Origin of the sequence: Corallococcus sp. AS-1-6, assembly GCF_020037015.1 — a bacterium.
Classification (GTDB): domain Bacteria; phylum Myxococcota; class Myxococcia; order Myxococcales; family Myxococcaceae; genus Corallococcus.
Genome location: NZ_JAIQDE010000006.1, coordinates 69120 through 94033 on the forward strand (window position 1 = coordinate 69120; position 24914 = coordinate 94033).

At 72.0% G+C, this 24914-nt stretch carries 22 protein-coding genes; 10 read left to right on the top strand and 12 right to left on the bottom strand.

Going from position 1 to position 24914, the window contains the following annotated elements; genetic code table 11:
- Positions 1 to 36 precede the first annotated feature (36 nt).
- From K8612_RS10305 to thiL, 6 genes are all read right to left on the bottom strand, one after another.
- Entirely contained in the window at positions 37 to 627 is a 591-nt protein-coding gene (locus K8612_RS10305) for a chemotaxis protein CheC (RefSeq protein WP_223762157.1), read from the bottom strand.
- Positions 624 to 3020 carry a chemotaxis protein CheA gene (locus tag K8612_RS10310; protein ID WP_223762158.1) on the bottom strand — a complete coding sequence of 799 codons (2397 nt, stop codon included), beginning with the start codon at positions 3018 to 3020 and terminating at the stop codon, positions 624 to 626. The genes K8612_RS10305 and K8612_RS10310 overlap by 4 nt, the downstream gene beginning before the upstream one ends.
- 68 nt (positions 3021 to 3088) lie before the next feature.
- On the bottom strand, positions 3089 to 3457 hold the full coding sequence (locus K8612_RS10315; protein ID WP_014400067.1) for a response regulator: 369 nt from the start codon (positions 3455 to 3457) through the stop codon (positions 3089 to 3091).
- A gap of 71 nt (positions 3458 to 3528) precedes the next feature.
- On the bottom strand, positions 3529 to 3951 hold the full coding sequence (locus K8612_RS10320) for a chemotaxis protein CheW (protein ID WP_014400068.1): 423 nt from the start codon (positions 3949 to 3951) through the stop codon (positions 3529 to 3531).
- A 51-nt stretch (positions 3952 to 4002) separates the two neighbouring features.
- Entirely contained in the window at positions 4003 to 5376 is a 1374-nt protein-coding gene (locus K8612_RS10325) for a methyl-accepting chemotaxis protein (RefSeq protein WP_223741035.1), read from the bottom strand.
- Between the two features lie 64 nt (positions 5377 to 5440).
- Positions 5441 to 6403 (bottom strand): thiamine-phosphate kinase, encoded by a 963-nt coding sequence (gene thiL, locus K8612_RS10330; RefSeq protein ID WP_223762159.1) that lies wholly within the window; start codon positions 6401 to 6403, stop codon positions 5441 to 5443.
- A 115-nt stretch (positions 6404 to 6518) separates the two neighbouring features.
- Between thiL and K8612_RS10335 the strand changes: the two genes are divergently transcribed.
- Together K8612_RS10335 and K8612_RS10340 are read left to right on the top strand one after the other, a co-directional pair.
- The gene (locus tag K8612_RS10335) at positions 6519 to 7652 is read left to right on the top strand and encodes an aquaporin (RefSeq protein WP_373692096.1); all 1134 of its coding nucleotides are present in this window, start codon (positions 6519 to 6521) and stop codon (positions 7650 to 7652) included.
- A gap of 80 nt (positions 7653 to 7732) precedes the next feature.
- Positions 7733 to 9058 (top strand): MgtC/SapB family protein, encoded by a 1326-nt coding sequence (locus K8612_RS10340; RefSeq protein ID WP_223762160.1) that lies wholly within the window; start codon positions 7733 to 7735, stop codon positions 9056 to 9058.
- 3 nt (positions 9059 to 9061) lie between these two features.
- Here K8612_RS10340 and K8612_RS10345 read toward each other — a convergent pair whose 3' ends face one another.
- Together K8612_RS10345 and K8612_RS10350 are read right to left on the bottom strand one after the other, a co-directional pair.
- Positions 9062 to 10558 (bottom strand): ATP-binding protein, encoded by a 1497-nt coding sequence (locus K8612_RS10345; protein ID WP_223741032.1) that lies wholly within the window; start codon positions 10556 to 10558, stop codon positions 9062 to 9064.
- Positions 10555 to 11280 carry an ATP/GTP-binding protein gene (locus K8612_RS10350; RefSeq protein WP_120561098.1) on the bottom strand — a complete coding sequence of 242 codons (726 nt, stop codon included), beginning with the start codon at positions 11278 to 11280 and terminating at the stop codon, positions 10555 to 10557. The genes K8612_RS10345 and K8612_RS10350 overlap by 4 nt, the downstream gene beginning before the upstream one ends.
- 270 nt (positions 11281 to 11550) lie before the next feature.
- Between K8612_RS10350 and K8612_RS10355 the strand changes: the two genes are divergently transcribed.
- The 5 genes from K8612_RS10355 to K8612_RS10375 all read left to right on the top strand — a co-directional run bounded on the left by K8612_RS10355 (position 11551) and on the right by K8612_RS10375 (position 18077).
- A complete protein-coding gene (locus tag K8612_RS10355) occupies positions 11551 to 12090 on the top strand; it encodes an N-acetyltransferase (protein WP_206787503.1) in 540 nt (179 codons plus the stop codon).
- A 179-nt stretch (positions 12091 to 12269) separates the two neighbouring features.
- The gene (locus tag K8612_RS10360) at positions 12270 to 14150 is read left to right on the top strand and encodes a type IV pilus twitching motility protein PilT (protein ID WP_223762161.1); all 1881 of its coding nucleotides are present in this window, start codon (positions 12270 to 12272) and stop codon (positions 14148 to 14150) included.
- A 1-nt stretch (position 14151) separates the two neighbouring features.
- Complete coding sequence (locus tag K8612_RS10365; protein WP_223762162.1) at positions 14152 to 15258, top strand: type IV pilus twitching motility protein PilT; 1107 nt, start codon at positions 14152 to 14154, stop codon at positions 15256 to 15258.
- Positions 15259 to 15374: 116 nt separating this feature from the next.
- Positions 15375 to 15794, top strand: coding sequence for a DUF5684 domain-containing protein (locus tag K8612_RS10370; protein ID WP_223762163.1), 420 nt, complete (start codon positions 15375 to 15377; stop codon positions 15792 to 15794).
- Between the two features lie 129 nt (positions 15795 to 15923).
- Positions 15924 to 18077 (top strand): TonB-dependent receptor, encoded by a 2154-nt coding sequence (locus K8612_RS10375; protein ID WP_223762164.1) that lies wholly within the window; start codon positions 15924 to 15926, stop codon positions 18075 to 18077.
- Here K8612_RS10375 and K8612_RS10380 read toward each other — a convergent pair.
- The 3 genes from K8612_RS10380 to K8612_RS10390 form a co-directional block, all read right to left on the bottom strand.
- On the bottom strand, positions 18031 to 20028 hold the full coding sequence (locus tag K8612_RS10380; RefSeq protein ID WP_223741026.1) for an ATP-dependent DNA helicase: 1998 nt from the start codon (positions 20026 to 20028) through the stop codon (positions 18031 to 18033). The two genes, K8612_RS10375 and K8612_RS10380, sit on opposite strands and share 47 nt — an antisense overlap.
- 153 nt (positions 20029 to 20181) lie before the next feature.
- Positions 20182 to 20937, bottom strand: coding sequence for a hypothetical protein (locus K8612_RS10385; protein ID WP_223762165.1), 756 nt, complete (start codon positions 20935 to 20937; stop codon positions 20182 to 20184).
- Positions 20934 to 21935, bottom strand: coding sequence for a site-2 protease family protein (locus tag K8612_RS10390; protein ID WP_223741024.1), 1002 nt, complete (start codon positions 21933 to 21935; stop codon positions 20934 to 20936). The genes K8612_RS10385 and K8612_RS10390 overlap by 4 nt, the downstream gene beginning before the upstream one ends.
- 216 nt (positions 21936 to 22151) lie before the next feature.
- Here K8612_RS10390 and K8612_RS10395 point away from each other — a divergent pair, with 216 nt between their 5' ends.
- From K8612_RS10395 to K8612_RS10405, 3 genes are all read left to right on the top strand, one after another.
- Positions 22152 to 22499 carry a hypothetical protein gene (locus tag K8612_RS10395; RefSeq protein ID WP_120524715.1) on the top strand — a complete coding sequence of 116 codons (348 nt, stop codon included), beginning with the start codon at positions 22152 to 22154 and terminating at the stop codon, positions 22497 to 22499.
- A gap of 86 nt (positions 22500 to 22585) precedes the next feature.
- Positions 22586 to 23407: a hypothetical protein gene (locus K8612_RS10400; protein ID WP_223762166.1), complete on the top strand. Its 822-nt coding sequence runs from the start codon at positions 22586 to 22588 to the stop codon at positions 23405 to 23407.
- A 46-nt stretch (positions 23408 to 23453) separates the two neighbouring features.
- Positions 23454 to 24167, top strand: coding sequence for an HAD family hydrolase (locus K8612_RS10405; protein WP_223762167.1), 714 nt, complete (start codon positions 23454 to 23456; stop codon positions 24165 to 24167).
- A 69-nt stretch (positions 24168 to 24236) separates the two neighbouring features.
- Here K8612_RS10405 and K8612_RS10410 read toward each other — a convergent pair whose 3' ends face one another.
- Positions 24237 to 24689 carry a transcriptional regulator gene (locus K8612_RS10410; protein ID WP_223762168.1) on the bottom strand — a complete coding sequence of 151 codons (453 nt, stop codon included), beginning with the start codon at positions 24687 to 24689 and terminating at the stop codon, positions 24237 to 24239.
- Positions 24690 to 24914: the final 225 nt, after the last annotated feature.

The following is a 24914-nucleotide window of genomic DNA, read 5'->3' on the forward strand; positions in this document are numbered from 1 at the left end:
GGTCTACCCCAGCCGCCCCCGCGCCTCCAGGCGGACCTAGAGGCCCAGCCGGGACAGGAGCGCCTGGGCGCTCCCGCGCTCCAGCACCAGCAGCATCTGCCCCCCCAGCGACGTGGGCCCGGACGCCGTGAAGCGCGCCGCCAGCACCACGCCCGGCCCCGGCTCCACGTCTCCCAGCACGCCCGCCAGCACGGGGCGCATGGGCCCGCGCTGGAGCTGGGGCACGGAGGGCAGCAACCGCCAGCCCGTCAGCCGTCCGATGGCGGACAGGCACGCGCTGGCGAGGATGTTCGCGGCCTCCGCCAGGGCGCTCTCGCGCTCCTCGGGGGACGCGGGGTGGCCGCGCACCAGCGCGAACTCCAGCGCCTCCGCGTCCCTGGACGGCAGCGCCAGCACCAGCGCGCCGCGCAGCTCTCCCGTCATGCCCAGGCGCACGGCGACGGCGGGGGCGTCGTCCGCGAAGAGCGCGGGGCCTTGAGTGGCGTCCGTGACGCGCACGTCCGGGACGGACAGGTCCACGCGGCCACCCACCAGCCGGGCCAGGGCGTTCGCGCCGTGTCCACAGCCGATGTTGGCCACCTCGCGCAGGGCGTCGAGCTGCGCGTCACTGGGCAGGGGGGGGCTCACGCGGTCAGTAACCTCGGGACGTCCAGGATGAACACGGGACGACCGCTGCCCAGGATGGTCACGCCGGACAATCCCGGCAGCAAGTCCAGGGGGCGGGACAAGGGTTTGAGCACGACTTCCTCCTGCCCCAGGAGGCGATCCACCGCCAGCGCCACCTTGCCGGTGCCGGCGTCGCCCTCCATCACCACGAAGGGCCGGTAGCCCGGCTTCGGCGCCGCGGGCACGCCCAGGAGCACCTCCAGTGCGTGCACCGGAAGCAGGCCGTTGCCGTGCGGCAGGAGCGCCGTCTCCCGGCTCTTGCTCAGGGACTGCGGGTCCGCCTCCGTGGCGCCCACCACCTTGGCGATGGGCAGGCCGAAGACCTCCTCCCCCACCTCCACGAGGAGCAGGTGCACCACGGCGACGGTGAGCGGCAGGCGCAGCGTGAAGACCGTGCCCCGGCCCCGCTCGCTGTCGATTTCGAGCGTGCCGCCCACGCTCTCCACCACGCGCTTCACCGCGTCCATGCCCACGCCGCGGCCGGAGATGTCGGTGATGTCCTTGGCGGTGGACACGCCCGGCAGGCACGACAGCAGGAACGCGTCGCGGTCCGCCATGCGCTGGGCGGCGTCCTCGGTGATGAGCCCCCGCTTGAGCGCGGAGGCCTTGAGCTTCGCGGGGTCCATGCCCCGGCCGTCGTCCTCGATGTCGATGATGACGCGGTCGCGTGCGCGGCGCACGGTGACGGTGACGCGGCCGCGCGCGGACTTCTTCGCGGCCACCCGCTCCTCCGGAGACTCCAGGCCGTGGTCGATGCAATTGCGGAGCAGGTGCAGCAGCGGGTCCGCCAGCTCGTCGAGGATGGCGCGGTCGAGCTCGATTTCGGCGCCGGTGATGACCAGCTCCACCTCGCGCTCCTTGCGGCGGGCGAGGTCGCGCGCGGCGCGGGGCAGCCGGTCGGTGATGAGCGACAGCGGCGTCATGCGCGCGCTCATGACCTTGTCGTGCAGGTCCTTCACCAGCGTGTGCAGCCGGTAGACGCCCTCCTCCAGCGCGGGGCGCGTGTTCTCCGGCAGCACCTTGCCCACTTCGCGCAGGCGCGCGGTGGCGAGCATCAGCTCCCCCACCGTGTCGAGGAAGTAGTCGAGCAGCTCCGTGCGCACGCGCACCGTGCGGGAGCCCGCGTCCGCGGTGGCGCGCGCCGGGTCCAACGCGGGCGCGGCGACGGGGAGCGCGGGCGGCTCCGGGACGGCCGGGGCGACGGAGACGACCTCCACCTCCGCCACGTTGCGCAGGGCCGTCTGGATGCCGGCGTCGCCCACGCCGGTCTCCACGTCCACCTGGATGTAGCCGTCCGGGATGCGGCCGGCCTTGAGCTCCTCCAGGGGCGGGCGCAGGTCCACCAGCGTGCCCAGGGAGGACAGCCGCTTGTGCACGAGGAACGCGCGCACGCCGGGCACCTGGCAGTTGGGGGAGATGCGCAGGCGCACCGACCAGCGGGGAGAACCGGCCTTGCCGTCCCCCGCGCTGGCGGCGGCCTTGAGCCCGGAGGCCAGCGCCGCCACGGACGCGGCAGCGTCGTTCTCCGGCACCACCGCCAGGGACCGCGCCCCCGGGGCACCGTAGAGGGCATCCGGGCCGCTCAGGTCGCGAGGCGGCATCAAAGTGGCCGGCGGCATCACCGCCAGGGAGGAGGGCGCTCCGCCTGCTCCCGAGGCCGCCTCTCCGCGGGATGCTCCCGAACCCGAGGCCCCCGAGTCCGAAGGCCCGGCGCCACCTGAAGCGGAGCCTCCCGAAGCCTCGGAGCCCTCCGTCGTCCCCGCACCCGACGCACCGGCGCCGGAGGCACCGGCCGCGCTCCCCGGCGTCCCCGAACCCGGCGCGGGCCCGGCGTTGCCTCCCGGCGTCCCCGAGCCCGAGGCACCCGACGGCCCCTCCCCGCCTCCCGAGCCCTCCCCGTCGTCTCCGGACGGGGTCGCGGGCTTGAGCGCGGTGACCTGGGCCACGCGGGTCGCGGCGGGGGCGTGGCCGGTGAGCGACTGCACGCGGGTGCTCAACTGCTTGAGCAACCCCTCCGCCTGCTCCGGCTCGCGGTTGGACGACACGGCGCGCACCTGGGCGGTGAGCGTGTCCGTGGCGCTCAGCAGCAGGTCCACCAGGTCCCGGTCCAGGAGCTTGCGGTCCTGCCGCACCGCGTCCACCAGGTCCTCCACCCGGTGCGCCAGCATCGCGATGGGCTCGAAGCCCATGGACGACGCCATGCCCTTCACCGAGTGGGCGTGCCGGAACATCGAGTCCACGGTGCTGGCGGTGGCCTCGCGCTCCAGCGCCACGAGGTCCCGCCCGAGCGCCTCCAGGTGCTCGGTGGCCTCCGAGATGAAGAGGCCCAGGTACCGGGACATGTCCATCGTCATGACCCGGCACCTCCTTCACAGGCGGACAGGGCCGCGACCCGGGCGGCAGCGGCCCCGTGTGCGCCGATTCAGGCCTCGCCCAGCACCTTCTTGACGACCGCCAGCACGTCCTCCGCCCGGAACGGCTTGACGATGAAGTCCGAGGCACCCGCCTCGATGGCCTCCATCACCAGGCTCTCCTGCCCGAGCGCCGAGCACATGATGACGACCGCGCTGCTGTCGGCCTTGATGATTTCCCGTGTGGCTTCAATGCCACTCTTGAAGGGCATCACGATGTCCATCGTCGTGAGGTCCGGCTTCAACTCCTTGAACTTCTCCACGGCCTCCAGGCCGTTGGCCGCCTCACCGACGACCTCGAACCCTCCAGACGCAAAGATGTCCTTGATCATGTTGCGCATGAAGATGGCGTCGTCGACGACCAGCACCCGCTTAGCCATGTGAAGAACTCCGCCTCCGTTTCAGGCCTAGAGGGAGCGCACCCTATCACCGGCCGTTTCCAGGGGGCTACTCACTTGGAGGGAGTGAACAAGGCAACGACCGCCGCATCAAGTCCTTCCGGATCCAGCACGGTCACTCCCAGACCGCCCAGGCGGGCAACGCCGCGAACCGCGGGCATGACCTTGCCCGGCGCGGCGCTGACGCGCTCCACCGCCTCGATGCCATCCACGTCCGTCACCAGCAGCCCCAAATCCCTGCGACCCCGGTCCAGTAGCACGACCCGGCACAGGGGCGTGGGACCTTCTGGCAAATGGAGCAACTGGCGCAGCTCCACCACCGTCACCACCCGGCCGCGCAGGTTCATCACCCCGGTGATGGCGGCGGGGGCGCGCGGTACACGGGTGTAGCGCTCCGGGGGGACGACCACCTCCCGGACGGCCGACAAGGGCAACCCGTAGCGTTCCTTCTCGACCCGGAAGATGACGTGCCGCACGGTGAGGGCCCTGGTGCCGGAAGGCGGCGGAAAGGCGGGGAATGGGGGCTTTCAGGGCCCCAGGCGGAAGCTGCGCACCACGCTCTGCAGCTCCACGGAGAGGTTGGTCAGCTCGCTCGCCAGCGACGTCATCCGCGACACCGCGGCCGTCTGCTCCTGGATGACGGCCTGGATGGCCTCCGTGGAGCTGGCGTTGTTCTTCGCCACGAGCTTGATCTCCTCGATGGCCTTCACCATCTCCTCGCTGCCCTTCATCTGGTCGCGGGTGCTGTCGGAGATGAGCGTCACCTTCTCCGCGCCCTTGCGGGCGGTGTCGGTGATGGCCCCCATGGAGCGCATGATGTCGGTGAGGTCCTCACGGCCTTCCGCCAGCTCCGCGATGCCTTCCTTCATGGCGCTCACGACGGAGGTGGACTGGCCGGAGATGTCGCGCGCCAGGCGGGAAATCTGCTCCGCGGAGCGGCCGGCGCTCTCCGCCAGCTTGCGCACTTCGTCCGCCACCACCGCGAAGCCGCGGCCGTACTCGCCCGCGCGCGCCGCTTCGATGGTGGCGTTGAGGGCCAGGAGGTTCGTCTGCTGCGCCACCTGGGTGATGGCGTCGACGATCTTCGAAATCTCCTGCGTCTTCTCGCCGAAGGCGAACACCTGCTGGCTGGCGGACTCGATGCGGTTGAAGACCTTCTTCACCTTGTCGCCCGCGAGCCGCGCCGCCTTGGAGCCGTCCTCCGCGCTGCTGCTCGTCTCCGCGGACGTGCGGGCCGCGTCCAGGGCGCTGGCCGCCGTGCGCTGGATGCTGCCGGCCATCTCCGTGATGACCTTGGAGGCCTGCGACACCAACTGCGACTGGGTCTCCGCGCCGCTGGCGATCTTCTCCATCGACGAGCCCACCTCCTCCGTGGACCCGTTGACGTTCTCCGCGCTGCGCTGCAGGTCGATGGCCGTGTCCGCCACGCTCTTGGCGGTGTCTTGAATCTTGCCCACCAGCTCGCGCAGGTTCTCCTGCATGCGGGAGATGGCGCCCGTCAGCTCGTCGATTTCGTCGCGGGTGCTGTGCACCTCCGCGGCCACGGGCTTGGACAGGTCACCCTGCGAGATTTCGAAGGCGGAGCGGCTGAGCACCTTCACGCGGGTGACGCGCGCCAGCAGCGACGGCAGGAACGTGGCGCCGCCGAAGGTGATGAGCACGCCCACGCCCACCCGGATGATGAAGCTCCAGTTGCCCCAGGACGCGTCGAAGAGGCTCTCCGTGCACAAGAGCCACGTGCCCAGCAGCAGGCCCAGCAGGATGTAGCCGGTGGTGATCTTCCGGTGCAGGGACTGCTCGCGAACCGCCTTGGGGCCCTCGACGGCGCGCAGCAGTCGCTGCACCGGCTCGCGTCGGGGGGTGAGGCCAGAGGAGGGGTCGTCGCGAAGGGGGCGGCGCACGGGGTGCTTTCAGCGGGAGGGGCGGAAAACAGCCCAGGGGTTTAGCCTTGCTGTCCGGTACGGGTCAATCATCCGGCCGGATCTGCCTGCCTGACCGGGCGAAGTGATCGTATCCCGCGGGAGGGGTCACAAGGTGCCCCCCCGCGTCCCGGATTCGCAACGTCCGCTCCCGGGTGAGCACGCCCACGCGCGTCACCTCCTGCCCGGCGCGGGCACACGCCCGCTCGAACGCCTGCATGCGCGAGGGGGGGATGGCGAGCAGCAGCTCGTAGTCCTCCCCTCCCCGCAGGGCCCCCTCCGGTCCCAGCGCCGCGCGCACGGCGCGTGACAGGGGCAGCCGGTCCAGCGCCAGCTCCGCGCCCACCCGGGACGCGGCGCACAGGTGGCCCAGGTCCTGCGCCAGGCCATCCGACACGTCCATCCCGGCGGAGGCGAAGCGCGCGGCCAGCCTCCCCAGGGCGATGCGGGGCTCGGGGCGGCGCTGGCGTCTCACGGCCGAGCCCCGCCGGACGCCGGCCTTCAGGTGCTGGAGCCCCAGGCGCGCGTCGCCCAGCGTGCCGGAGGCATAGAGGAGGTCTCCGGGCCGGGCGCCGGCGCGGGTGAGGGGCGCGTGGGACAGCTCCCCGGTGACGGTGAGGGTGACGGACACCTCGCGCGCGGAGGTGAAGTTGCCGCCCACGAGCATGATGCGGTGGGCCTTCGCCAGCGCGGCCATGCCCCGGCCCAGCGCGGACACCTCGCGGGCGGGGAAGTCCCGGGGCAGCGCGAGCGCGCAGACGAACCAGCGCGGCGTGGCGCCCATGGCGGCCAGGTCCGACAGGTTCACCGCGAGCGCCTTGTGGCCGATGTCCGCGGCGGAGAACGTCGCGCGGGTGAAGTGCACGTCCTCCACCACGGCGTCGGTGGTGACGCACAGCGCGCCCCGGGACGGCGCGAGCACGGCGCAGTCGTCTCCCGGGCCCACCGGCACCCGCGCGCGCGGGAAGCAGGCGAGGAAGCGTTGGATGAGGTCGAACTCGCCGGGCATGGCGCACTGAAGACCACGCCCGCGCCGGGGACGCAATGACGACCCGCGAACGTGAGGGCGGGATGGGGGCGCGTGGCGTTGACGGTGTCGGACCGCCCAGGCATAGGACTGGGGAGTGCCCTCTTCCACCCCACCCATGGACCTGCGCCGCCGGCTGGTGACGGAAGCGCTGGGCTGCGGGCTGGTGGTGGTGGCGCTGGAGGGGTCGCACCACGTCGCGGAGCACCTGGGCGCGAGCGCCACGGAGGGACGCCTCTTCATGTCCCTGTCCTGCGGCGCGGTGCTGGCGTGCCTCTTGTGGGTGCTGCGGCCGCTGTCGGGGGCGCACCTGAATCCGGCGCTCACCTTCGCGGACGCGCTGGGGGACCGCACGCCCTGGCGCGAGGTGCCGCTGTACGCGCTGGCGCAGTTGACCGGCAGCCTGGTGGGGCGGCTCGTCGCGCACCGCATGTGCAATGAGCCGCTGCTGCTCACCGCGAGGCTGCCCGCGGCGGACGGGGCGCGGTTCCTCACGGAGATGGTGGCCACGTTCGGGCTGCTGGTGGTGGTGCGGGGCTGCGTGCGCACGCGTCCGTCGGCGACGCCGCTGGCCATCGCGGGGTACGTGGCCGCGACGGTGTGGTTCACGGACTCGCGCTCGCTGGCGAACCCGGCGCTGGTGCTGGCCAGAGCGGCCAGCGCCCACCTGGGCGTGATGAGCCCGTGGGAGGTGGAGTCCTTCGTCGCGGCGCAGCTTCTGGGCGCGGCGCTGGCGGTGTTCCTCTTCCGGTGGCTGCTGGGCGGCCCGCCGAGGCCCGCGCCCACGGCCGTGGAGACCGTCGTCTTCGAGTGCTCGGAGGCAGGGCCCGCGCACCTGGCCGCCGCCCTCTTCAACACGCTGGCGCACCCGGACCGGGCGCGGGCGGTGGTGGCGCCGCCACCGGGCGCGGGCCTGGATGACGGGCCGCCGCCGGCGGTGGAGGCGCTGATGCGGGAGACGAACCTGCGCGCCGCGCCGACGCGCGACCGGACCGTGCCCGCATCGCACTACGTCCTCATCGACGTCGCGGGCCATGCGCCCGGCATGGACGCACGCGTGAGGGAGCGTTGGTCGCTGCCCGCGCTGTCATTGAAGGACGAGGCCGGAGTGAAGGCGTTGCAGGCGGCGCTGCGGCTCCGGCTGCATCAGCTCCTCGCGCGCCAGGGCTGGGAGCGGCTGCACGTCATCCCCGGCGGCCCCGCTCCCGAAGGCCCCCGCGCGCTCACCTGACGTGGGCCTCGGGTGCGTGACGGGGTGCGGCGTTGACGTCCGCCCGGCACGCGAGCAGAGAAAGAGGAGAGGGTTTTCGCATGATGGAAGGTCTTCCCCCCGTCGTCTCCTGGCCGCCGCTGCAGACGCTGATGCGGCTGACGCTCGCGCTCGCGGTGGGCCTGTTCGTCGGGCTGGAGCGTGAGTGGCGCGGCAAGGAGGCCGGCCTGCGCACGTTCGGCTTCGCGGCGCTGCTGGGCGGCATGGGCGGCCTCCTGGGCCCGAACTTCGCGCTGCTCAGCCTCGCGCTGCTGGGCGTGCTGCTGTGCTTCCTCAACTGGCAGTCCCTGCGCGCCAACGGCGGCGCGGAGCTGACCACGTCCGCCGCGCTGCTCGTCACGGGCTTCACCGGCGTGCTGTGCGGCCTGGGCCACACGGTGACGCCCGCGGCGGTGGGGGTGACGACGGCGGGGCTGCTCGCGTGGAAGGAGCGGATGGCCACCTTCAGCCACAAAATCACCGCCGAGGAGCTGCGCAGCGCCATCCTGCTGGCCATCCTCGCCTTCGCCATCTACCCGGTGCTGCCCGCGCAGCCGGTGGACCCGTGGGGCCTCATCGAGCCGCGCGCCGCGTGGGTGACCGTCATCCTCATCGCGGCCATCGGCTTCGTGAACTACCTGCTGTGGAAGATGTTCGGCACGCACGGCGTGGAGGTGACGGGGTTCCTGGGCGGGCTCGTCAACAGCACCGTCACCGTGGCGGAGCTGGCCAACCGCGTGCGCGAGACGTCCGGGCGCCTGCTGGACGTGGCCTACCGGGGCGTGATGCTGGCCACCGCCGCCATGGCGCTGCGCAATGCCGTGCTGCTGGGGCTGCTCTCCTTCCGAGCGCTGGTGGACTCCGCCATCCCGCTGGTGCTCATCCTCCTGTCCAGCACGGGCCTCGCGTTGATGCGCTCGCGCACGGAGGCCACGCCCGGCGCCGAGCCCCCCGCCCTGCCCCTGAAGTCGCCCTTCTCCCTGCCGTCCGCGCTGAAGTTCGGCCTCATCTTCCTGGCGCTCCAGGTGGTGGGCACCGTGGGCCAGACGCTGCTGGGCCGCTGGGGCTTCTACGCGGTGAGCGCCGTGGGCGGACTGGTGTCCAGCGCGTCCGCGGTGGCGTCCGCCGCGTCGCTGTGCGCCAACGGCACCATCTCCCCCACGACGGCCGGGGTGGGCGCCATCATCGCGTCGCTCGCCAGCGCCGCCATCAACTTCGTCCTCGTGGCGCGCGTGTCGGAGCAGCGCTCGCTCACGCTCAGGCTGGGCCGCGCGCTGGGCGTGGTGATGCTGCTGGGGCTCGTGGGCGCGCTGGTGCAGACGCGCCTGCCGGAGTTCCTCCCCACCACGTCAGGAGGCCCGGGGCTCATCGAGCCCCACCCGCCCTGACCGTCAGAAGCGGTCGGGCTCCGGCATGGGCGGCGCGGCCGTCAGCCCGCGCTCCTGCATGGGCGGGTGCAGCGGCAGTTGGACGATGAAGCGCGAGCCGTGGCCGAACTCGCTCTCCACGCGCACCCGGCCGCCGTGGCCCTCCACCAGGCTCTTCACGATGGCCAGCCCCAGCCCCGCGCCGCCGAACTCGCGCGTGGAGCTGCCGTCCACCTGGTAGAAGCTCTGGAAGATGCGCTCGAACTCCTCGGCGCGGATGCCCACGCCGGTGTCCTCCACGCTGATGCGGTAGCCGGGCACGCCCAGCTCCTGCTGCATCGCCGCGTCCGACAGCGTCACCTTCACGCGGCCGCCCGCGGGCGTGAACTTCACCGCGTTGGCCAGCAGGTTCACCACCACCTGGCGCAGCTTGTCCAGGTCACCCGCGAGCCGGGGCTGCGGCGTGTGCGGCAGCCGCACCTCCAGCTCCAACCCCTTGCGCTGCGCCTGCGGCAGCACGCTGGAGACCGCCGTCTGGATGACGTAGCCGGGGTCCACCGGCGCCATGGACAGGCGCAGGCGCCCGGCTTCAATCTGGCTCAGGTCCAGCAGCGAGGAGATCATCGAGAGGAGCGTCTCGCCCTTCTCCACGATGGTGCGCACGTACTGGAGCTGCTCCGGGTTGAGCGGCCCCGCCAGCCCCTCCGCCATCATCTCCGAGTAGCCCAGGATGGACGCGAGCGGCGTGCGCAGCTCGTGGCTCACCGTGCCCAGGAAGGTGGACTTCAGCCGGTCCAGCTCCTTGAGCCGCGCGTTCGCCTGGAGCAGCCGCGCGTTCTGCGCCTCCAGCTCGCGGTGCACCTCCAGCGTGGACTCCAGGTGCAGGTGCGTGGCCAGGTACGCCTTCTGGCCGCTGGCCACGAGCGCGCCCAGCACCTGGCCGAAGTGGCCCAGCACCTGCGCGGCGGTGCGCTCCGGCACGCGGCGCACGCGGCCCAAGAGCTCCTGCGCGCGCTCCAGGTCCAGGCCGTGGATGCCGGTGAGCGTCTGGGGGAAGTCCGTCAGCTCCTCCGGCGTGAAGGGCCCCAGGATGACCCGGCCCAAGAGGTCGCCGTCCCAGCGCACCGGCATCACCACGTAGCGCAGGCCGGTGAAGCAGGTGAGCGCGATGAGGCCCGCCGCTTCGGAGACGTCCCCGTCCGCCACGCGCCCGCCGGCCTCCGGCAGCACGGGGCCGTCCTTCACCCGGCCCACCATGGCGGTGCACGCGTGGCGGCCGTCCGGGAAGGAGAAGACGTAGGCGCAGAAGTCGCCATGGCCCACCTTCACGTCCGCCAGCTTGTTGCCGCGCGTGTCCAGCACCTTGATGCCCACGCGGTACAGGTCGCTGAAGCCCTTCACCACCTCCGTGAAGGACGGCAGGTCCAGCAGGTCCCCCAGCGACAGCCGCCGCTGGAGCGCGGACTCGCGCCGGGGCACGCTCGCGGTGTTCCGGGGCCCTCCGCCTGACGCGCCGCTCATGGCGCCCTCCCGCTCTCCCTGCCGCCAGGCATGGCGCCGGGGCCGTACCGCCCCTCCAGCGCCGTGCCGCTCAGGTCGATGTGCCGGAAGATCTGCCCCAGGAACTCTTCCTCGCTCAGGCCCACGTTGCGCGACAGTTGGGCCCGGCCCTCCAGCGCGCGCCAGGCCGTCTGCACCACGGCGTGGAAGGTCTCCACCACGCCCTCGCCCCGCACGGCCACGGAGCCCACCACCGGCTGGCTGCCCCGGCGCTGCACCTCCGCCAGCTCCTCGTCCGTGAGGCTGTCGGGCAGGTCGCGCTTATTGAACTGGATGACCACCGGCACCTGCGTGGGGTCCAGCTCCATCTCCCGCAGGTTCTCCTGCAGGTTGCGCCAGTAGGCGTTGTTCTCCTGGGCCGCCCCGCGCCGGCTGTCCGCGATGAAGACCACCGCGTCCGCGCCCTGGAGCACCACCCGCCGCGTGGCGTTGTGGATGACCTGCCCGGGCACGGTGAAGAGCTTCACCTTCACCTTGAAGCCCGTGGAGGTGGAGAAGAAGACGGGCAAGAGGTCGAAGAAGAGGGTCCGGTCGTCGTGGGTATCCACCGACAGCAGGCGCCCTCGCACGTCCGGCCGCGCTCGCGCGTGCAGCTTGCGCAAGTTCGTCGTCTTCCCGCTGAGCCCGGGGCCGTAATAGACGATCTTGAGCGTCAGCTCGCGCTGGGCGTGGTTGAGTTGCAAGGGGCGGAACTCGGACCGAGGGGGACCCGGACAGGGGTTTTATAATGGCCTCACGCTCCGCGCGGAAGGCCGCTCGCAGTCCAGACAGCGGAGCGGGACGTGTCTTCCCGGAATGACGCCTCCGCAAGTGACGTTTCGAGAAGTTCCTGCTCCCCGCCTGGGAGGAGGACGTCTCCCCACACTGAAAACAGGACAATGCGCGCGGAATGATCGCGTGCATGGGTACGGGGGGACCGGTTAGGATCGCGGACGCGACGGAGGAGCAAGGCGATGACGATGAAGCAGGTGGACCCTGGCGTCGAGGTGGCGGCCCCCACGCCGGTGCTGGACGGAGCGACGCTCCCCAACGATCTGGTGACCGGGGTCAAATTCGGTCCGCCCACCGACGAGGACCTGACCACGGTGTCGGCCTTGCGCGCCAACTCGGAGCCCTGGAAGGGGCGGGGTGAGACGCAGGAGGAGAGCCTCAAGGCTCTCACCCAGTTGAAGCCCTTCCTCCACGTGGCGCGGCTGCAGAACCAGGTGGTGGGCTACGTGACGGTGGAGCGCGACGGTCCGGTGCCGGGCGCGGCCTACCTGCGCAACATCGTGGTGAAGCCGGAGCTGCGGCGCCACGGCGTGGGCGCCATGCTGCTGGACAAGGCGCTGGACGCGGCGCGCGACATGTACCGCAAGACCATCGCCCTGCGCGTGGACCCGGCGAACGCGCCCGCGGTGGGCTTCTACCGCAAGGCGGGCTTCACCACGGTGGCCACGGTGGTCTCCAAGAAGTCCGGCAAGCTGCGGCTCCTGATGTCGCGCGAGCTGTAGTCCGCCGTACCCCAACGCACTCGGTTGGACCCGACGGGAGGGGCCCTCACACGGCCGCTCCCGTCGTGCGTTCGGGCCCATGCCCCCAGGGTGACCTGGAGCGCGGCGGTCGACTATCCTCGCGGGAGTTTCCACCCCGCCGGGCCTGACGCACGGCAGCGGTGGGGCCTCCCCCCTGAATGAAACCGCTCGCGGAACTGCTGCGTCATCTCTCGCGTCCTGGAATCACCGAGCTGGCCCTGGCCAGCGGCCGTCCTCCGATGGTGCGAGGCGCCAACGGCTACGAGCCCATTGATCCAGGCGCCCTCTCCACCGATGAGCTCGTGAAGGCCCTCCAGGCGATGGTGGGCATGGCGCGCGCGTCCTCGGTATCGGAGACGCCGGTGCAGTGGACGGTGAACGCCACGGGCCTGGGCTCCCTCAACATCGCGGCGGTGCGCCGGGGCGAGCTGATGAACGTGCGCCTCACGCGAGGCACGGAGGGCGCGCCAGCCGCGGCGGCTCCAGCGGCCGCGGCGGCTCCGGCGACCGCGGCTCCGGCGGCACCCGCCGCGCCCACGCGCACACCCTACGCGGGCATGCCGGCCGTGTCCGCGCAGGCGCCTACGCGCACGCCCTACGCGGGAGTGCCCGCGGTCTCCGCTCCCGTGGACGCGTCCGCGCGGGCCGCGCAGCCCGGTGGCATGGGCGCGGGAGCCGCCGCGCGCGGAGCTCCTGGCACGGCCTCCCACGCGGGTGCGCCTTCACACGCGAGCGCACCTTCACACGCGAGCGCGGCCGGGTACGGGGGTGCTCCTTCACACGCGGGTGCTCCTTCACACGCGGGCGCTCCGGCCCACTCCACCGCCGGCGCGAATCCCCCCGCGCGGATCATCCCCATCTCGCGCGCGACGTCCGCTCCGGGCCGCGACCTGACCGTGCTGCTGGAGCAGGCGCGCAGCATGGGCGCCAGCGACCTGCACCTGGTGGCCGGTCGGCCTCCGCTGCTGCGCCTGGCCGGGGAGCTGCTCCCGCAGGACACGCCGCTGTCCCCGGAGACGGTGGAGCGGCTGCTGCTCCCCATCATCCCGGAGCGGCTGCGGCCCGTGCTGGAGAAGGACGGCAGCGTGGACTTCGCGCTGGACTCCGAGGAGACCGGCCGCTTCCGCGTCAACGTGGGCCGCCAGCGCACGGGCCTCAAGGGCACCTTCCGCGTCATCGCCCGCGAAATCCCCACCTTGGAGTCGCTGGGCCTGCCCCCGGACATCGCCAAGGCCACGCACCACCACCAGGGCCTCATCGTGCTCACCGGCCCCTCCGGCCACGGCAAGACGAGCACGCTCGCGGCGCTGGTGGACATCATCAACCGCGAGACCACGCACCACGTGCTCACCGTGGAGGACCCGGTGGAGTACGTGCACCCGCGCAAGCGCGCCCTCATCAGCCAGCGCGAGGTGGGCACCAGCACCCGCACCTTCGCCAGCGCCCTCAAGGGCAGCCTCCGCGAGGACCCGGACGTCATCGTCGTGGGCGAGCTGCGCGACACGGAGACCGTGCGCATGGCGCTCGCCGCCAGCGAGACGGGCCACCTGCTCATCAGCACCATGAACACGCCCAGCGCGGCGAAGACCATCGACCGGCTCATCGACCTCTTCCCGCCGGGAGACCAGCAGCAGGTGCGCCTGTCGCTCTCCAGCGGCCTGCGCCTCATCGTCAGCCAGCGGCTGATGCCCGCCACGGACGGCAAGTCCCTGGTCGCCGCCGCCGAGGTGCTCACCGGCTCCGTGGCCCTGGGCAACCTCATCCGCGACAACAAGACGTTCCAGATCCCCTCCCTCCAGCAGCGCGGCAAGTCGCTGGGCATCATCCGCTTCGAGGACTCGCTCGCGGACCTGGCCCGCTCCGGCAAGGCGACGCTGGAGACGGTGAAGGGCTTCGCGGAGAACCCGGACGAGATTGAAGCCATGGTGACGGGCAAGCGGCCCGGCGCCGCCCCCACCGTGCCCACGCCCGCCAGCGCCCAGGAGGGCGCGCGGATGCTGTCCAAGGTGGGCTCACTGCTTGGCAAGAAGGGCGCCTGACATGACGGACACCCCCCGCATCGCCGGCTGGTTCGACATGCTGCTCGACAGGAAGGGCAGCGACCTGCACCTGAGCGTGGGCTACCCGCCCCTGGGCCGCATCCGCGGCGAGCTGGTGCCCCTGCGCGAGGAGGCCCTCACCACCGACGAGCTGGAGTCGGTGCTCTTCGAGATCTGCTCGCCCGAACAGAAGCGGCAGATCACCGAGGAGCTGGACCTGGACTTCGCCTACGGCTACGGCAACAAGGCCCGCTTCCGCGCCAACTACTTCTACAAGATGACCGGCATTGGCGCCGTGTTCCGCACCATCCCCAGCAAGGTCCTGTCGCTGGAGGACCTGAAGACGCCCGAGGTGGTGCGCAAGATGGCGGACCGCCGCAGCGGCCTGGTGCTGGTGACGGGCCCCACGGGCTCCGGCAAGTCCACGACGCTCGCGGGGATGATCAACCACATCAACAAGACGCGCCCCGCGCACGTGCTCACCATCGAGGACCCGGTGGAGTTCGTGCACGAGTCGCTCAAGGCCCAGGTCACCCACCGCGAGGTGGGCCCGCACGCCTCCAGCTTCGCCACCGCCATCCGCTCCGCGGGCCGTGAGGACCCCAACGTCATCCTCATCGGCGAGCTGCGCACCAACGAGACCATGAAGCTGGCGCTCCAGCTCGCGAGCTTCGGCGTGCTCGTCTTCGCCACGGTGCACACCAACAGCGCCCCCGCCACCATCGACCGCATCATCAACTCCTTCCCCGCGGACGAGCAGGGCCAGGTGCGCGGCATGCTCGCGGAGTCGCTGGCCGGCATCGTCGCCCAGCAGCTCATCAAGACCGCGGACGGCAAGGGCCGCGTCGCCGCGCTCGAAATCCTGGTGGGCAGCGCCGCCATCGCCGCGATGATCCGCGAGGGCAAGGTGTTCCAGATCGCCTCCAAGATGCAGGCGGGCCAGGGCCAGGGCATGCAGACCCTGGACATGCACCTGGAGCGGCTGGTGAAGGACGACGTCATCCTCCCGGAGGCCGCCCTGGAGAAAGCCCAGGACAAAGAGAATTTCGTGAAGATCATCCAGCGCCTGAAGCCGGACTGGCAGGTGCCGGAGACGCTGAAGGCCTGAGCGGGCCCGGCCCGGGCGGGGAAGACATTTGCTTTCCCCCCCCGACTTCGCCTTTGTTCGGGAGTGAACTGGGACCCGCCCACCGGGGTGGGGCCCGCACTTCCGAGGGGGAAGTCATGGATCAGCAGCAGCTCGAGATGATGCAGCAGATGCAGGACCAGCAGGCGGCGGGCCCGGGCCCGCTGTTCTGGATCTTCTACCTGGCGTTCATCGGCTTCATCATCGCCGGCATGTGGAAGACGTTCGCCAAGGCGGGCGAGCCCGGGTGGGCGGCCATCGTGCCCTTCTACAACATCTACGTGCTGACCAAGATCGTCGGCCGTCCGGCGTGGTGGGTGGTGCTGGCGCTCCTGCCGTGCGTGAACTTCATCGCGCTGTTCATCATCAGCATCGACATGGCGAAGTCGTTCGGGAAGGGCGTGGGCTTCGGCATCGGCCTGGCGCTGCTCGGCCCGGTCTTCTACGCCATCCTCGGCTTCGGCGACGCGCAGTACCAGGGCCCGGCCGCCGCCTCCGGTGGCATGTCCGCGGCGTAGTTCCCCCACGGCCTCCGAGGCCGTGAGCGGCGGCGGTGGAGTGGCCTTCCGGTCGCTTCACCGCCGTTCGTGTTTGTGGAGCCCGCCATCACTCGCCCGGGCGCCGGACATCCAGTAGAGCGGAGCGCGATGCCTGGACCGCGCGCTCCCTCTCGACTGTCGCTCCCCTTCGGCCTCGGACTCGCGTTGCTGCTGCCCGGAGTGGCCGCCGCGCAGGCCGTGCCGCCCGTGGAGACGGAGCCCGAGGAGGAACAGGTCCCCAGTGAGACCCGCACCGTCGTCACCGCCACGCGCCTGCCGCGTCCGCTGCGCGACGTGCCCGCCACCACGGTGGTGATTCCCCGCGCGGAGATGGAGCGCAGCCCCACGCTCACGCAGGACGCGCTCATCCGCACGCTGCCGTCCGCGGCCACCTTCCGCCGCACGCCGTCGCTCGTCGCGGACCCCACCGCGCAGGGGCTCAACCTGCGCGGGCTCGCGCCCTCCGGTGTGGCGCGCGGGCTGGTGCTGCTGGACGGACTCCCCTTCAACGACCCCTACGGCGGCTGGGTCTTCTGGCGCGCCCTGCCCCGCCTGGGCCTGGACCACGTCGAGGTCGTCCCCACCGGCGGCTCCGCGCTCTACGGCAGCGCCGCGCTGGGCGGCGTGGTGCAGTGGTTCTCCCGCCCCATCACCGGCCCGGTGCTCGATGCCGACGTGTCCGCCGGCAACCTGGGCACCGGCTTCGCCGCCGCGCGCATCGCGGACCGCTGGGGCCGCGTGGGCGCGGCCCTGGAGGTCGAGGGCCTCACCAGCAACGGCTACCACATCGTCCCCGAGGGCCAGCGCGGCCGCATCGACGGTGACACGCCCTCCGAGCACGTCAGCGCCCAGGCCCGCGTCGAAGCGGCGGCCACCGACCACCTCTCCCTCTCCGCCCGGGCGGGCGTGTTCCGCGAGGTGCAGAACGGCGGCACGCAGCACACCGTCGCCAGCGTGGACCTGGCGTGGTTCGCCGCGAACGCCCGCCTGCGCACGGACGCCGCCGGCGCCTTCGAGCTGGGCCTCTACGGCCGCACCCAGCACTTCGCCCAGGACCGCGCCCGCGTCACCCCGGACCGCGCCTTCGAGACCCGCTCCGCCCTCCAGGACGTGCCCGCGAACGACCAGGGCGGCTCGCTCGTCTGGACCGGCCCGGAGCTGGCGCTGGGAGGACGCCACGTGCTCGCCGCGGGCGTGGACGTGCGGCGCTCCCACGGCAGGGCCGATGAGCTGCTCTTCCCCCCCACCTACACCGCCACGACGCTCTACGCGCGCAACACGCGGGGCACGCAGCGCTCCGGCGGCGTCTTCGTGCAGGACCTCTACACCGTGTCCCCCGCGCTGGAGTTCGCCGGAACCCTGCGCTGGGACACGTGGCGCAACTTCGACGGCAGGCAGTTGGAGAGCTTCGCGAACGGCACCACCACCGCCACCGCCTACACGCCCCGCACCGCGAGCCAGCTCAGCCCCCGCATGGCCGCGCGCGTGCGCCCGCGGGAGTGGCTCACCCTGCGCGCCTCCGCGTACCGCGCCTTCCGCGCCCCCACCCTCAACGAGCTCTACCGCCCCTTCCAGGTGGGCACCGTCCTCACCGCCGCGAACCCGGACCTGGGCGCCGAGCGCCTCTGGGGCACCGAGGCCGGCGTGGAGGCCACCGGCCCGCGCGGGCTCACCGGCCGCGTCACCGGCTTCTGGAACGTGCTGGACGCCCCCGTCACCAACGTCACCCTCGCCACGCCGCTGCCGGGCGGCGCCACCCGCCAGCGCCAGAACCTGGGCCGGGCCCGCGTGCGCGGCGTGGAGCTGGGCGCGGACTGGCGCGTGTCACGGCGGTGGACCGCGCTCGCCGCCTACACCTTCGTGGACCCCGTCGTCACGCGGGCTCCCGGACAGCCCGACCTCGTGGGTCGCCAGCTCCCGCAGGACCCCCGGCATCGCGGCGCGCTCGCGCTCTCCTTCGACGACCCGTCCATCGTCTCCGTCACCGCGCAACTGCGCGTGTTCGGCCCGCAGTACGAGGACGACCTCAACACGCGCGGCATGGGCGGCGCGGCGGTGGTGGACCTGTTCGTGAGCCGCCACCTCTTCTGGAAGGTGGACGCCTTCGGCGCGGTGGAGAACCTCTTCGACCGGCGCTACCTCGCGGGCCGCGCGGGCGTGGACACCCTGGCCCCGCCCCTCCAGGCGCGCGTGGGCCTGCGCCTGCGCGACGTGTTCAGCGAATCGAGCGCACGGGCGGCACCGGGCGCACCGGGCCGTTGAACCAGCGGCTCAGCTCCGTCGTGTCGTCCATCCGCTTCGCGGGCGGCAGGCTGGAGAGGAACACGCGGCCATAGCCCTTGGTCACGATGCGGCGGTCCAGCATCGCCACGATGCCCCGGTCCGCCTGTGTGCGGATGAGCCGCCCGAAGCCCTGCCGCAGCGCCAGCGCCGCCTGCGGCAGTTGGTACTGGTCGAAGGGCTCCTCCCCGCGCGCTTGAATCTGACGGATGCGCGCGGCCACCAGCGGGTCGCCGGGAGACGCGAACGGGAGCCGGTCGATGATGACCAGGCTCAGCGCGTCCCCGGGCACGTCCACGCCCTCCCAGAAGCTGTGCGCGGCGAAGAGCACGCTGGGCGTCTGGCGGAAGGCGTCCAGCAACTGCTGCTTGGGCCGCTCCCCCTGGAGCAGCGCCTGGTAGGGCAGCCGCGTCGCCGTCAGCTCGTACGCGCGCACCATGTTGCGCAGCGACGTGAAGAGCACGAACGCGCGCCCGCCCGTCACCTCGCACAACTGGATGATTTCTTCCGCCGCCGCCTCGATGAAGCCCGGGGCGCTGGGGTCCGGCAGGTGCGTGGGCAGGTACAGCGCGGACTGGCGGGGGAAGTCGAACGGGCTGGGCACCGCCAGCGTGCGCACGCGCGTCACGGGCTGGCCCTCGTCGTCGTACATGCCCATGCGCCTGGCGAAGAAGTCGAAGCGGCTGTCCGCCGCGAGCGTCGCGGAGGTGAACACCACCGTGTCCAGCGCGCCGTAGAGCCGGTCGCGCAGCTCCTTCGCCACGTCGATGGGGTTCGCGCGCAGGAACAACCCCTTGCCGCGCGCCTCCGCCCAGTACACGTGGTCCGCGGACTCGGACTTCTCCAGGAAGGTGAGCTGCTCCGCCATCTCCTCCGCGCGGCGGTGGATGGCGGCCAGCTCCGGCTCGCGCTCGCTGCCCGCGAAGGACGCCAGCGCGGCCAGGCCTTCACGCACCTGCTCCAGCGCGCCGGACAGCTTGCCCATCGTCTCCGGGCGCAGGGCCACGGTGGACTCCTGGCTGGACAGCCCCAGCGCGCGCGGCGCCTGGAGGAACAGCGCGTCCGCGTGCGAGCGCACCCGCTGGGCCAGCGCGGAGAGCGTCGCGTGCCGCTCGTCCTTCGCCGGCAGGGCCGCCACCGCGTCGCGCGACAGCTCCTCCAGCCGGTAGTTGGACACGCTGCACCCGAAGTGGCTGCTGGCCGCGTCCTCCAGCGCGTGCGCCTCGTCGAAGATGACCGCGTCGTAGAAGGGCAGCACCCCTTCCGTGCGCTTGCCGGAGCTGCGCAGCGCCAGGTCCGCGAAGAACAGGTGGTGGTTCACCACCAGCAGGTCCGCCGCCTCCGCGCGCTTGCGCATCCGCGTGACGAAGCACGTCTCGTACTGCGAGCAGCGCGAGCCCAGGCACGTCTCCGACGTGGTGGACAGCCGCGACCACGCGGCGAAGGACTCCGGCAAATCCAGCTCCGCCCGGTCCCCCGTCTCCGTCTGCGTCACCCACTTCTTGAGCAGCGGCCACTGCTTCGCCTCGTCCTTCGAGACGAACTGCGGGTCCTTCTCGAAGGAGTCGTAGCGGTGCAGGCACAGGTAGTTGCCGCGCCCCTTGAGGTACGCCGCCTGGAAGCGCAGCCCCAGCTTCTCGCTGAGCAGCGGCAGGTCCTTGAAGAACACCTGGTCCTGGAGCGTCTTCGTGGCCGTGGACACCACCACCTTGCGCCCGGACAGCAGCGCGGGCACCAGGTACGCCAGCGTCTTGCCCGTGCCGGTGCCGGCCTCCGCCAAGAGGTAGCTGCCCTCCGCGAAGGCCCGCTCCACCGCGCGCGCCATCTGGAGCTGCTCCGGGCGGTGCTCGTACGCGGGCAGCGCCTCCTCCAGCGCGCCACCGGGCCCCAGCAGGCTGTCGACAGAGAGAGGACGGGGCGCGGGCGCGGACATGCGGCGGTTCGGGGGCAGGAGGACGCGAAAGGCGGCCCCGCAGGATAACAGCGCCCGGCGCCCCCCGCGCGTTCCCTGACGCGGCCCGGAAGCCCTGCCTCCCGCCCGCCCGGGAAGCGGGCCGGCCGGCGCTCCGCCGCGCCCGAGGCCGGCTCAGGCCGCGCGTATCATCTGGACGAGCACCAGCAACAGCACCAGGGACACCACCAACACGGCGCCCATCACCACGGTCTTCACCTTGCGCCCCAGCACCGGTGACGGCCCGTCGGAGGTGAGCGGCGTCGCCGTCGTCACCCGGCGGACCACCTCATCCCGCCCGCGCAGCGCCTGGGCGTCGTTCGGCGCCCGGGCCAGCCGCATGCGGTACAGCCGGCCCACCATGGCCATCTCGCCCCGCCCCATCGCCTGGGACAGCAGGCGGTCATGCGCGTCCCAGTCGTGCCAGGCCTCCAGCAGCTCGCGCCACTCCCCGGCCAGGAGTTCGGAGGGCTGGTGCTCGTCCGGGATGAAGTTGGCGTAGACCAACCCGCACGCCGAACAGGACCCGGCGTCCTCGCGCATGGGCGCCACGCACTTGGGGCAGCGGCCCGGAGGCGCCTGGAAGGGGTCCTCACCCGACACCCGCGGATCCGCGGCGGGCGCGTCCTGGCGCACCACCCGCAGCGCGGTGACGCTGGGTCGCGACGGAGGACCCTCGGCGGGGGCCTTCACCGGCACCGCCACCGCCAGGCCCTCCCCTCCGTCACCCGCCGGAGCAGGCGCGGGCCGCGCGGACGCAGGTGGGGAGAGGGACGGCGCCGCCCGCGTCCACGCCCCACACGCCGGGCACGCCACGGCCAGCGCGTGGTCCTCCAGGACGTAGGTCTCCACCTTCACCAGCCGGTCGCAGCTCTCGCACTGGTACTTCATGACCACACCTCTCGCAGCGGGATGGGCATCGCGCACCCTACCAGCGCCAGCAGGCACAGCGCGCAGATGACCTTGCGCGAGGCGCTCAGGGGCTCCTCGGGCCGCAGCACCTCCGGGTGGCCGAAGCCCACGACCTTGCTCGCCACCACCAGCCACAGCCCCCATGACACGGTGACGAACACGGTGAGGAACAGCAGCACCACCGCCACGCCGTGGCCCACCCACCGGGCCCGGGGCCCCAGCACCGCGAACGTCAGGTGCCCGCCGTCCAACTGCCCCACCGGCAGCAGGTTGAGCAGCGTCACCAGCAGGCCGAACCACGCCGCCATCACCACCGGGTGCACCACCACGTCCTTGCCCTCCGGCAGCGGCCCCAGCGCCAGCCACGTCAGCGCCTTCATGATGAGGTTGTCGCCAAAGAGCGTCTGGTGGCTCGTGTAGACGGGCGCCATCGCGGGCGGAGCCTGCGTCAGCTTCTCCATCGCCCACCGCAGCAGGTCCTGCCCCAGCACCCACAGCGACGACTCGCCGGGGAACGCGGACGGCACCGGCGGCGAGTCCACCACCGTGGAGTGCAGCAGCCCCCAGTAGAGCAGGGGCAGCGCCACCACCAGGCCCGCCAGCGGCCCCGCCGCGCCAATGTCCACCAGCGCGTCGCGCGTGGGGATGCGCCCGCGCAGCCGGATGACCGCGCCCAGCGTGCCCAGGCTCCCCGGCACCGGCAGCGGGATGAAGTACGGCAGGGACGTGTCCACCCGGTGCCACCGCGCGAGCACGTAGTGCCCCATCTCGTGCGAGCCCAGGATGGCCAGCAGCGACCCGCTGAAGAACAGCGCCTGGGTCCGGTCCTCCGCGAGCAGCCCGCCCCCGCTGAACGGGAACGAGCGGCCGAAGAGCAGCAGGTACGCGAGGAACGTCGTCCCCAGCGTCACCACGAAGAGCAGCAGGTGCAGCCAGACGCGGGCCGGGGCGGGACGGGGAACGGAAACCGGGTGCATGCGCGAAGATGCCTCACGTCCGCCAGAGGGGCGACCACTCCCGCGCCGCCCGGCGGATGAAGTGTCCAACAGAACTCGGAATACCCCGACCCGGGTCCTTGACTTGAAAAAGCCTTCTGCTACGTACCCGGCCGCTTGAGGTTTTACTGAACGGCGGAGGGCCCGTCCGGGCCGTTCCGTCACCATCCAAGCCACCGTCTGTTGGGGAGATAAAACATGAAGAAGTTCATCCTGTCCGCCGTCGCCGCCGCCTCCCTCGTGGGCTGCACCAGCGTCGAGTCCGCCGTCGTCTCCGGCTCCGAGATCGCCGCCAACGGCGAGGCCGTGGCCGTCATCCAGGGCAGCTCGCTGGGCCTGACCGCGATCTTCCACATCATCGACATCGTCCAGAGCGACCTGGACACCGTGGTGAACAAGCTCCTCATCACCGAGGCGAAGGCCATGGGCGCCTCCAAGGTGGACCTGAAGTCGGCGAACACCACGCCCCGTCACGGCATCTTCGCCCTGTTCGGCACCATCATCGGCATCACCAGCTCCTCCGCGACCGGCGTGGCGGTGAAGTAGTCCGAAGCTGCCTCCTCACCGAGGCAGTCCGAAGGCCCCCTGGGAACAGCGGGGCCTTTTCCATTTCCAGCCCCCGGATTCTCCCCATGCGCGCCCTCCTCCTCGTGCCCCTCGTGTGCGTCCTCGCGTGCCGTTCGTCCTCGTCCGGAGGCGCGAACGACGCGGAGCTGATGGCCCAGGTGCGGGAGAAGCTGGCCGCGCGCGACGCGAAGCTCCAGGCCTACCAGTTGGAGGGCACCCAGACGGAAGGGGAGACGGCCTCCGCGGGCTTCACCTTCGCCTACCGCGCGCCCCAGAAGATGCGCGGCACCGTGTCCGCGCCCCAGGCCCGGCAGGTGTGGTGGGACGGCAAGCACCTGTACGAGCAGGTGGAGGCGACGAAGCAGTTCACCACCTTCACCTCCCAGGTCTCCGCGGAGAAGCTGTCCGCGTTCCTCACCGAAATCTTCACCCCCTTCGTGCCGGACGGCTTCCGCGCGCCGCTGCTCCTGCGCAGCGCGAAGGCGAAGCGCACCACCGGCCTGCCCCAGGCGAAGGAGGCCGTGGAGCTGACCATGGCGCTGGAGGGCGAGGCGGGCGGCGGCGTGGAGGTGACGTACGTGCTGCGCTGGCCCTCGCTGGACTTCCTGGCCAAGAAGACGCGCGCGCCGGACGGCACCCGGGCGGAGGTGCGGATGGAGGAGGAGCACTGCGACGCGGCCCTGGGGCTGTGCGTGCCCCGGAAGCTGACGCGCTGGCTGGGGGACGCGAAGCAGGGGGAGACGGTGCTGTCGAAGGTGGACCTGAAGACGCCGCTGCCCAACGACGCCTTCACCCCCGCCGCTCCGGACGGATACAGCGTGCAGACCCGGACACTCGTGGACAGCGAAGCGCAGGAGAGTGGACCGAAGTCGCCCGCGGGCGGTTGACCGGCCCGCCGCCCGTCGCCACCTTGGCGGCGGAGGTTTGCCGCGAATGGTCGAGAACGTCATCTTCGACGTGGATGGGACGCTGGTGGATTCCGTGGACGAGCACGCCGAGGCCTGGCGCCGGTCGTTCATCGAGTTCGGGCGGGACATCCCGTTCGCCCACGTGCGCAGCCAGATTGGCAAGGGCGCCGACCAGTTGCTGCCCGTCTTCTTCAACGACGAGGAGCTGGAGCGCTTCGGCAAGGACCTGGAGGAGGACCGCTCCGCGCGCTTCAAGCGCGAGTTCCTGCCCAAGGTGCGCGCCTTCCCGCGCGTGAAGGAGCTGTTCCAGCTCCTGCGCAAGCGCGGCCGGAAGATCGCCCTGGCCTCCAGCGCCAAGGACGACGAGCTCAAGCGCTACGTGGAGCTGTGCGGCATCGACGGACTGTTCGAGGCGAAGACGGCCAAGGACGAGGTCGACAAGAGCAAGCCGCACCCGGACATCTTCGAGGCCGCGCTCGCGAAGCTGGGCAAGCCGGACCCCGCCACGGTGGTGGTGGTGGGTGACACGCCCTTCGACGCGCTGGCCGCGGGCAAGCTGCACCTGGCGTCCGTGGGCATGCTGTGCGGCGGCTTCCGCGCGGAGGACCTGCGCACGGCCGGCTGCCGCACGCTGGTGAAGGACCCCGCGGAGCTGCTGCGCCGCCTGGAGACGGATCCCGAAATCTGGCCCTGGGACGCGGCGTCGCGGGACACCTCCAAGGACGAGGAGTCGCGCTGACGTCCGCCGCGGGGTGAAGGCGTCCCCGGCGGCCACGGACACGTGGCCACCGGTGGAGCCCTCCGGGTGCTACTTGCGCGAACCGCCCCGCTTCGCGCGTGAACGCGACGCGGTGCTCTTGCGAGCCGTCCCGCGACGCGCGGTGCTCTTGCGAGCCGTGGAGCGCTTGCCGGCGGTCCCGGTGCGCGAGGTGGCCTTGCGGCCGGTGGTGGTGCGCCGGGCCCGGGTGGGCGCGGCCTTCCTGCGGCTGGAGGTCGTCTTCTTCGCCGTGGCGGCGCGGCGCTTGCCGCCCACGCGTCCGGCCTTGCGCGCGTTCTTGCGGGCCGTGGGGCGCCGGCGGGCCGCCTTCGCCTTGCTGCCGGAGCCGCCCTTCACGCCGCCACCGGTGAGCTTGTTGACGGTGGCCCACGCGCGGGCCTCCGCGGTCTTCTCGCTGGTGCCCTTGTCCTCGTAGCCCTTCTCGATGTGCCGGGCCATGCGCTTCTGCTTCGCCGAGTACTTGTCCTTGCTTCCTCGTGCCATTCAATCCCCTCCTGGAGAACGTCCCGGCGCGGGTCCGTGGCACGGAGTCCGCGTCGCCTGGAAGGTGAACACGCCTGCCCAGGGAGGGAACCCGCCGGCCCCCTACCCCTGTCCACCCGTGGAAGCTCTCCGCGCGCGGGAGGTGGGGAATGGACAGTGCCCCTGCCCTTTTCTCCCGGCTCCCGCTGGTGCGCGGGGACGGTCGTGCGCAGCTTGGAGACGCCG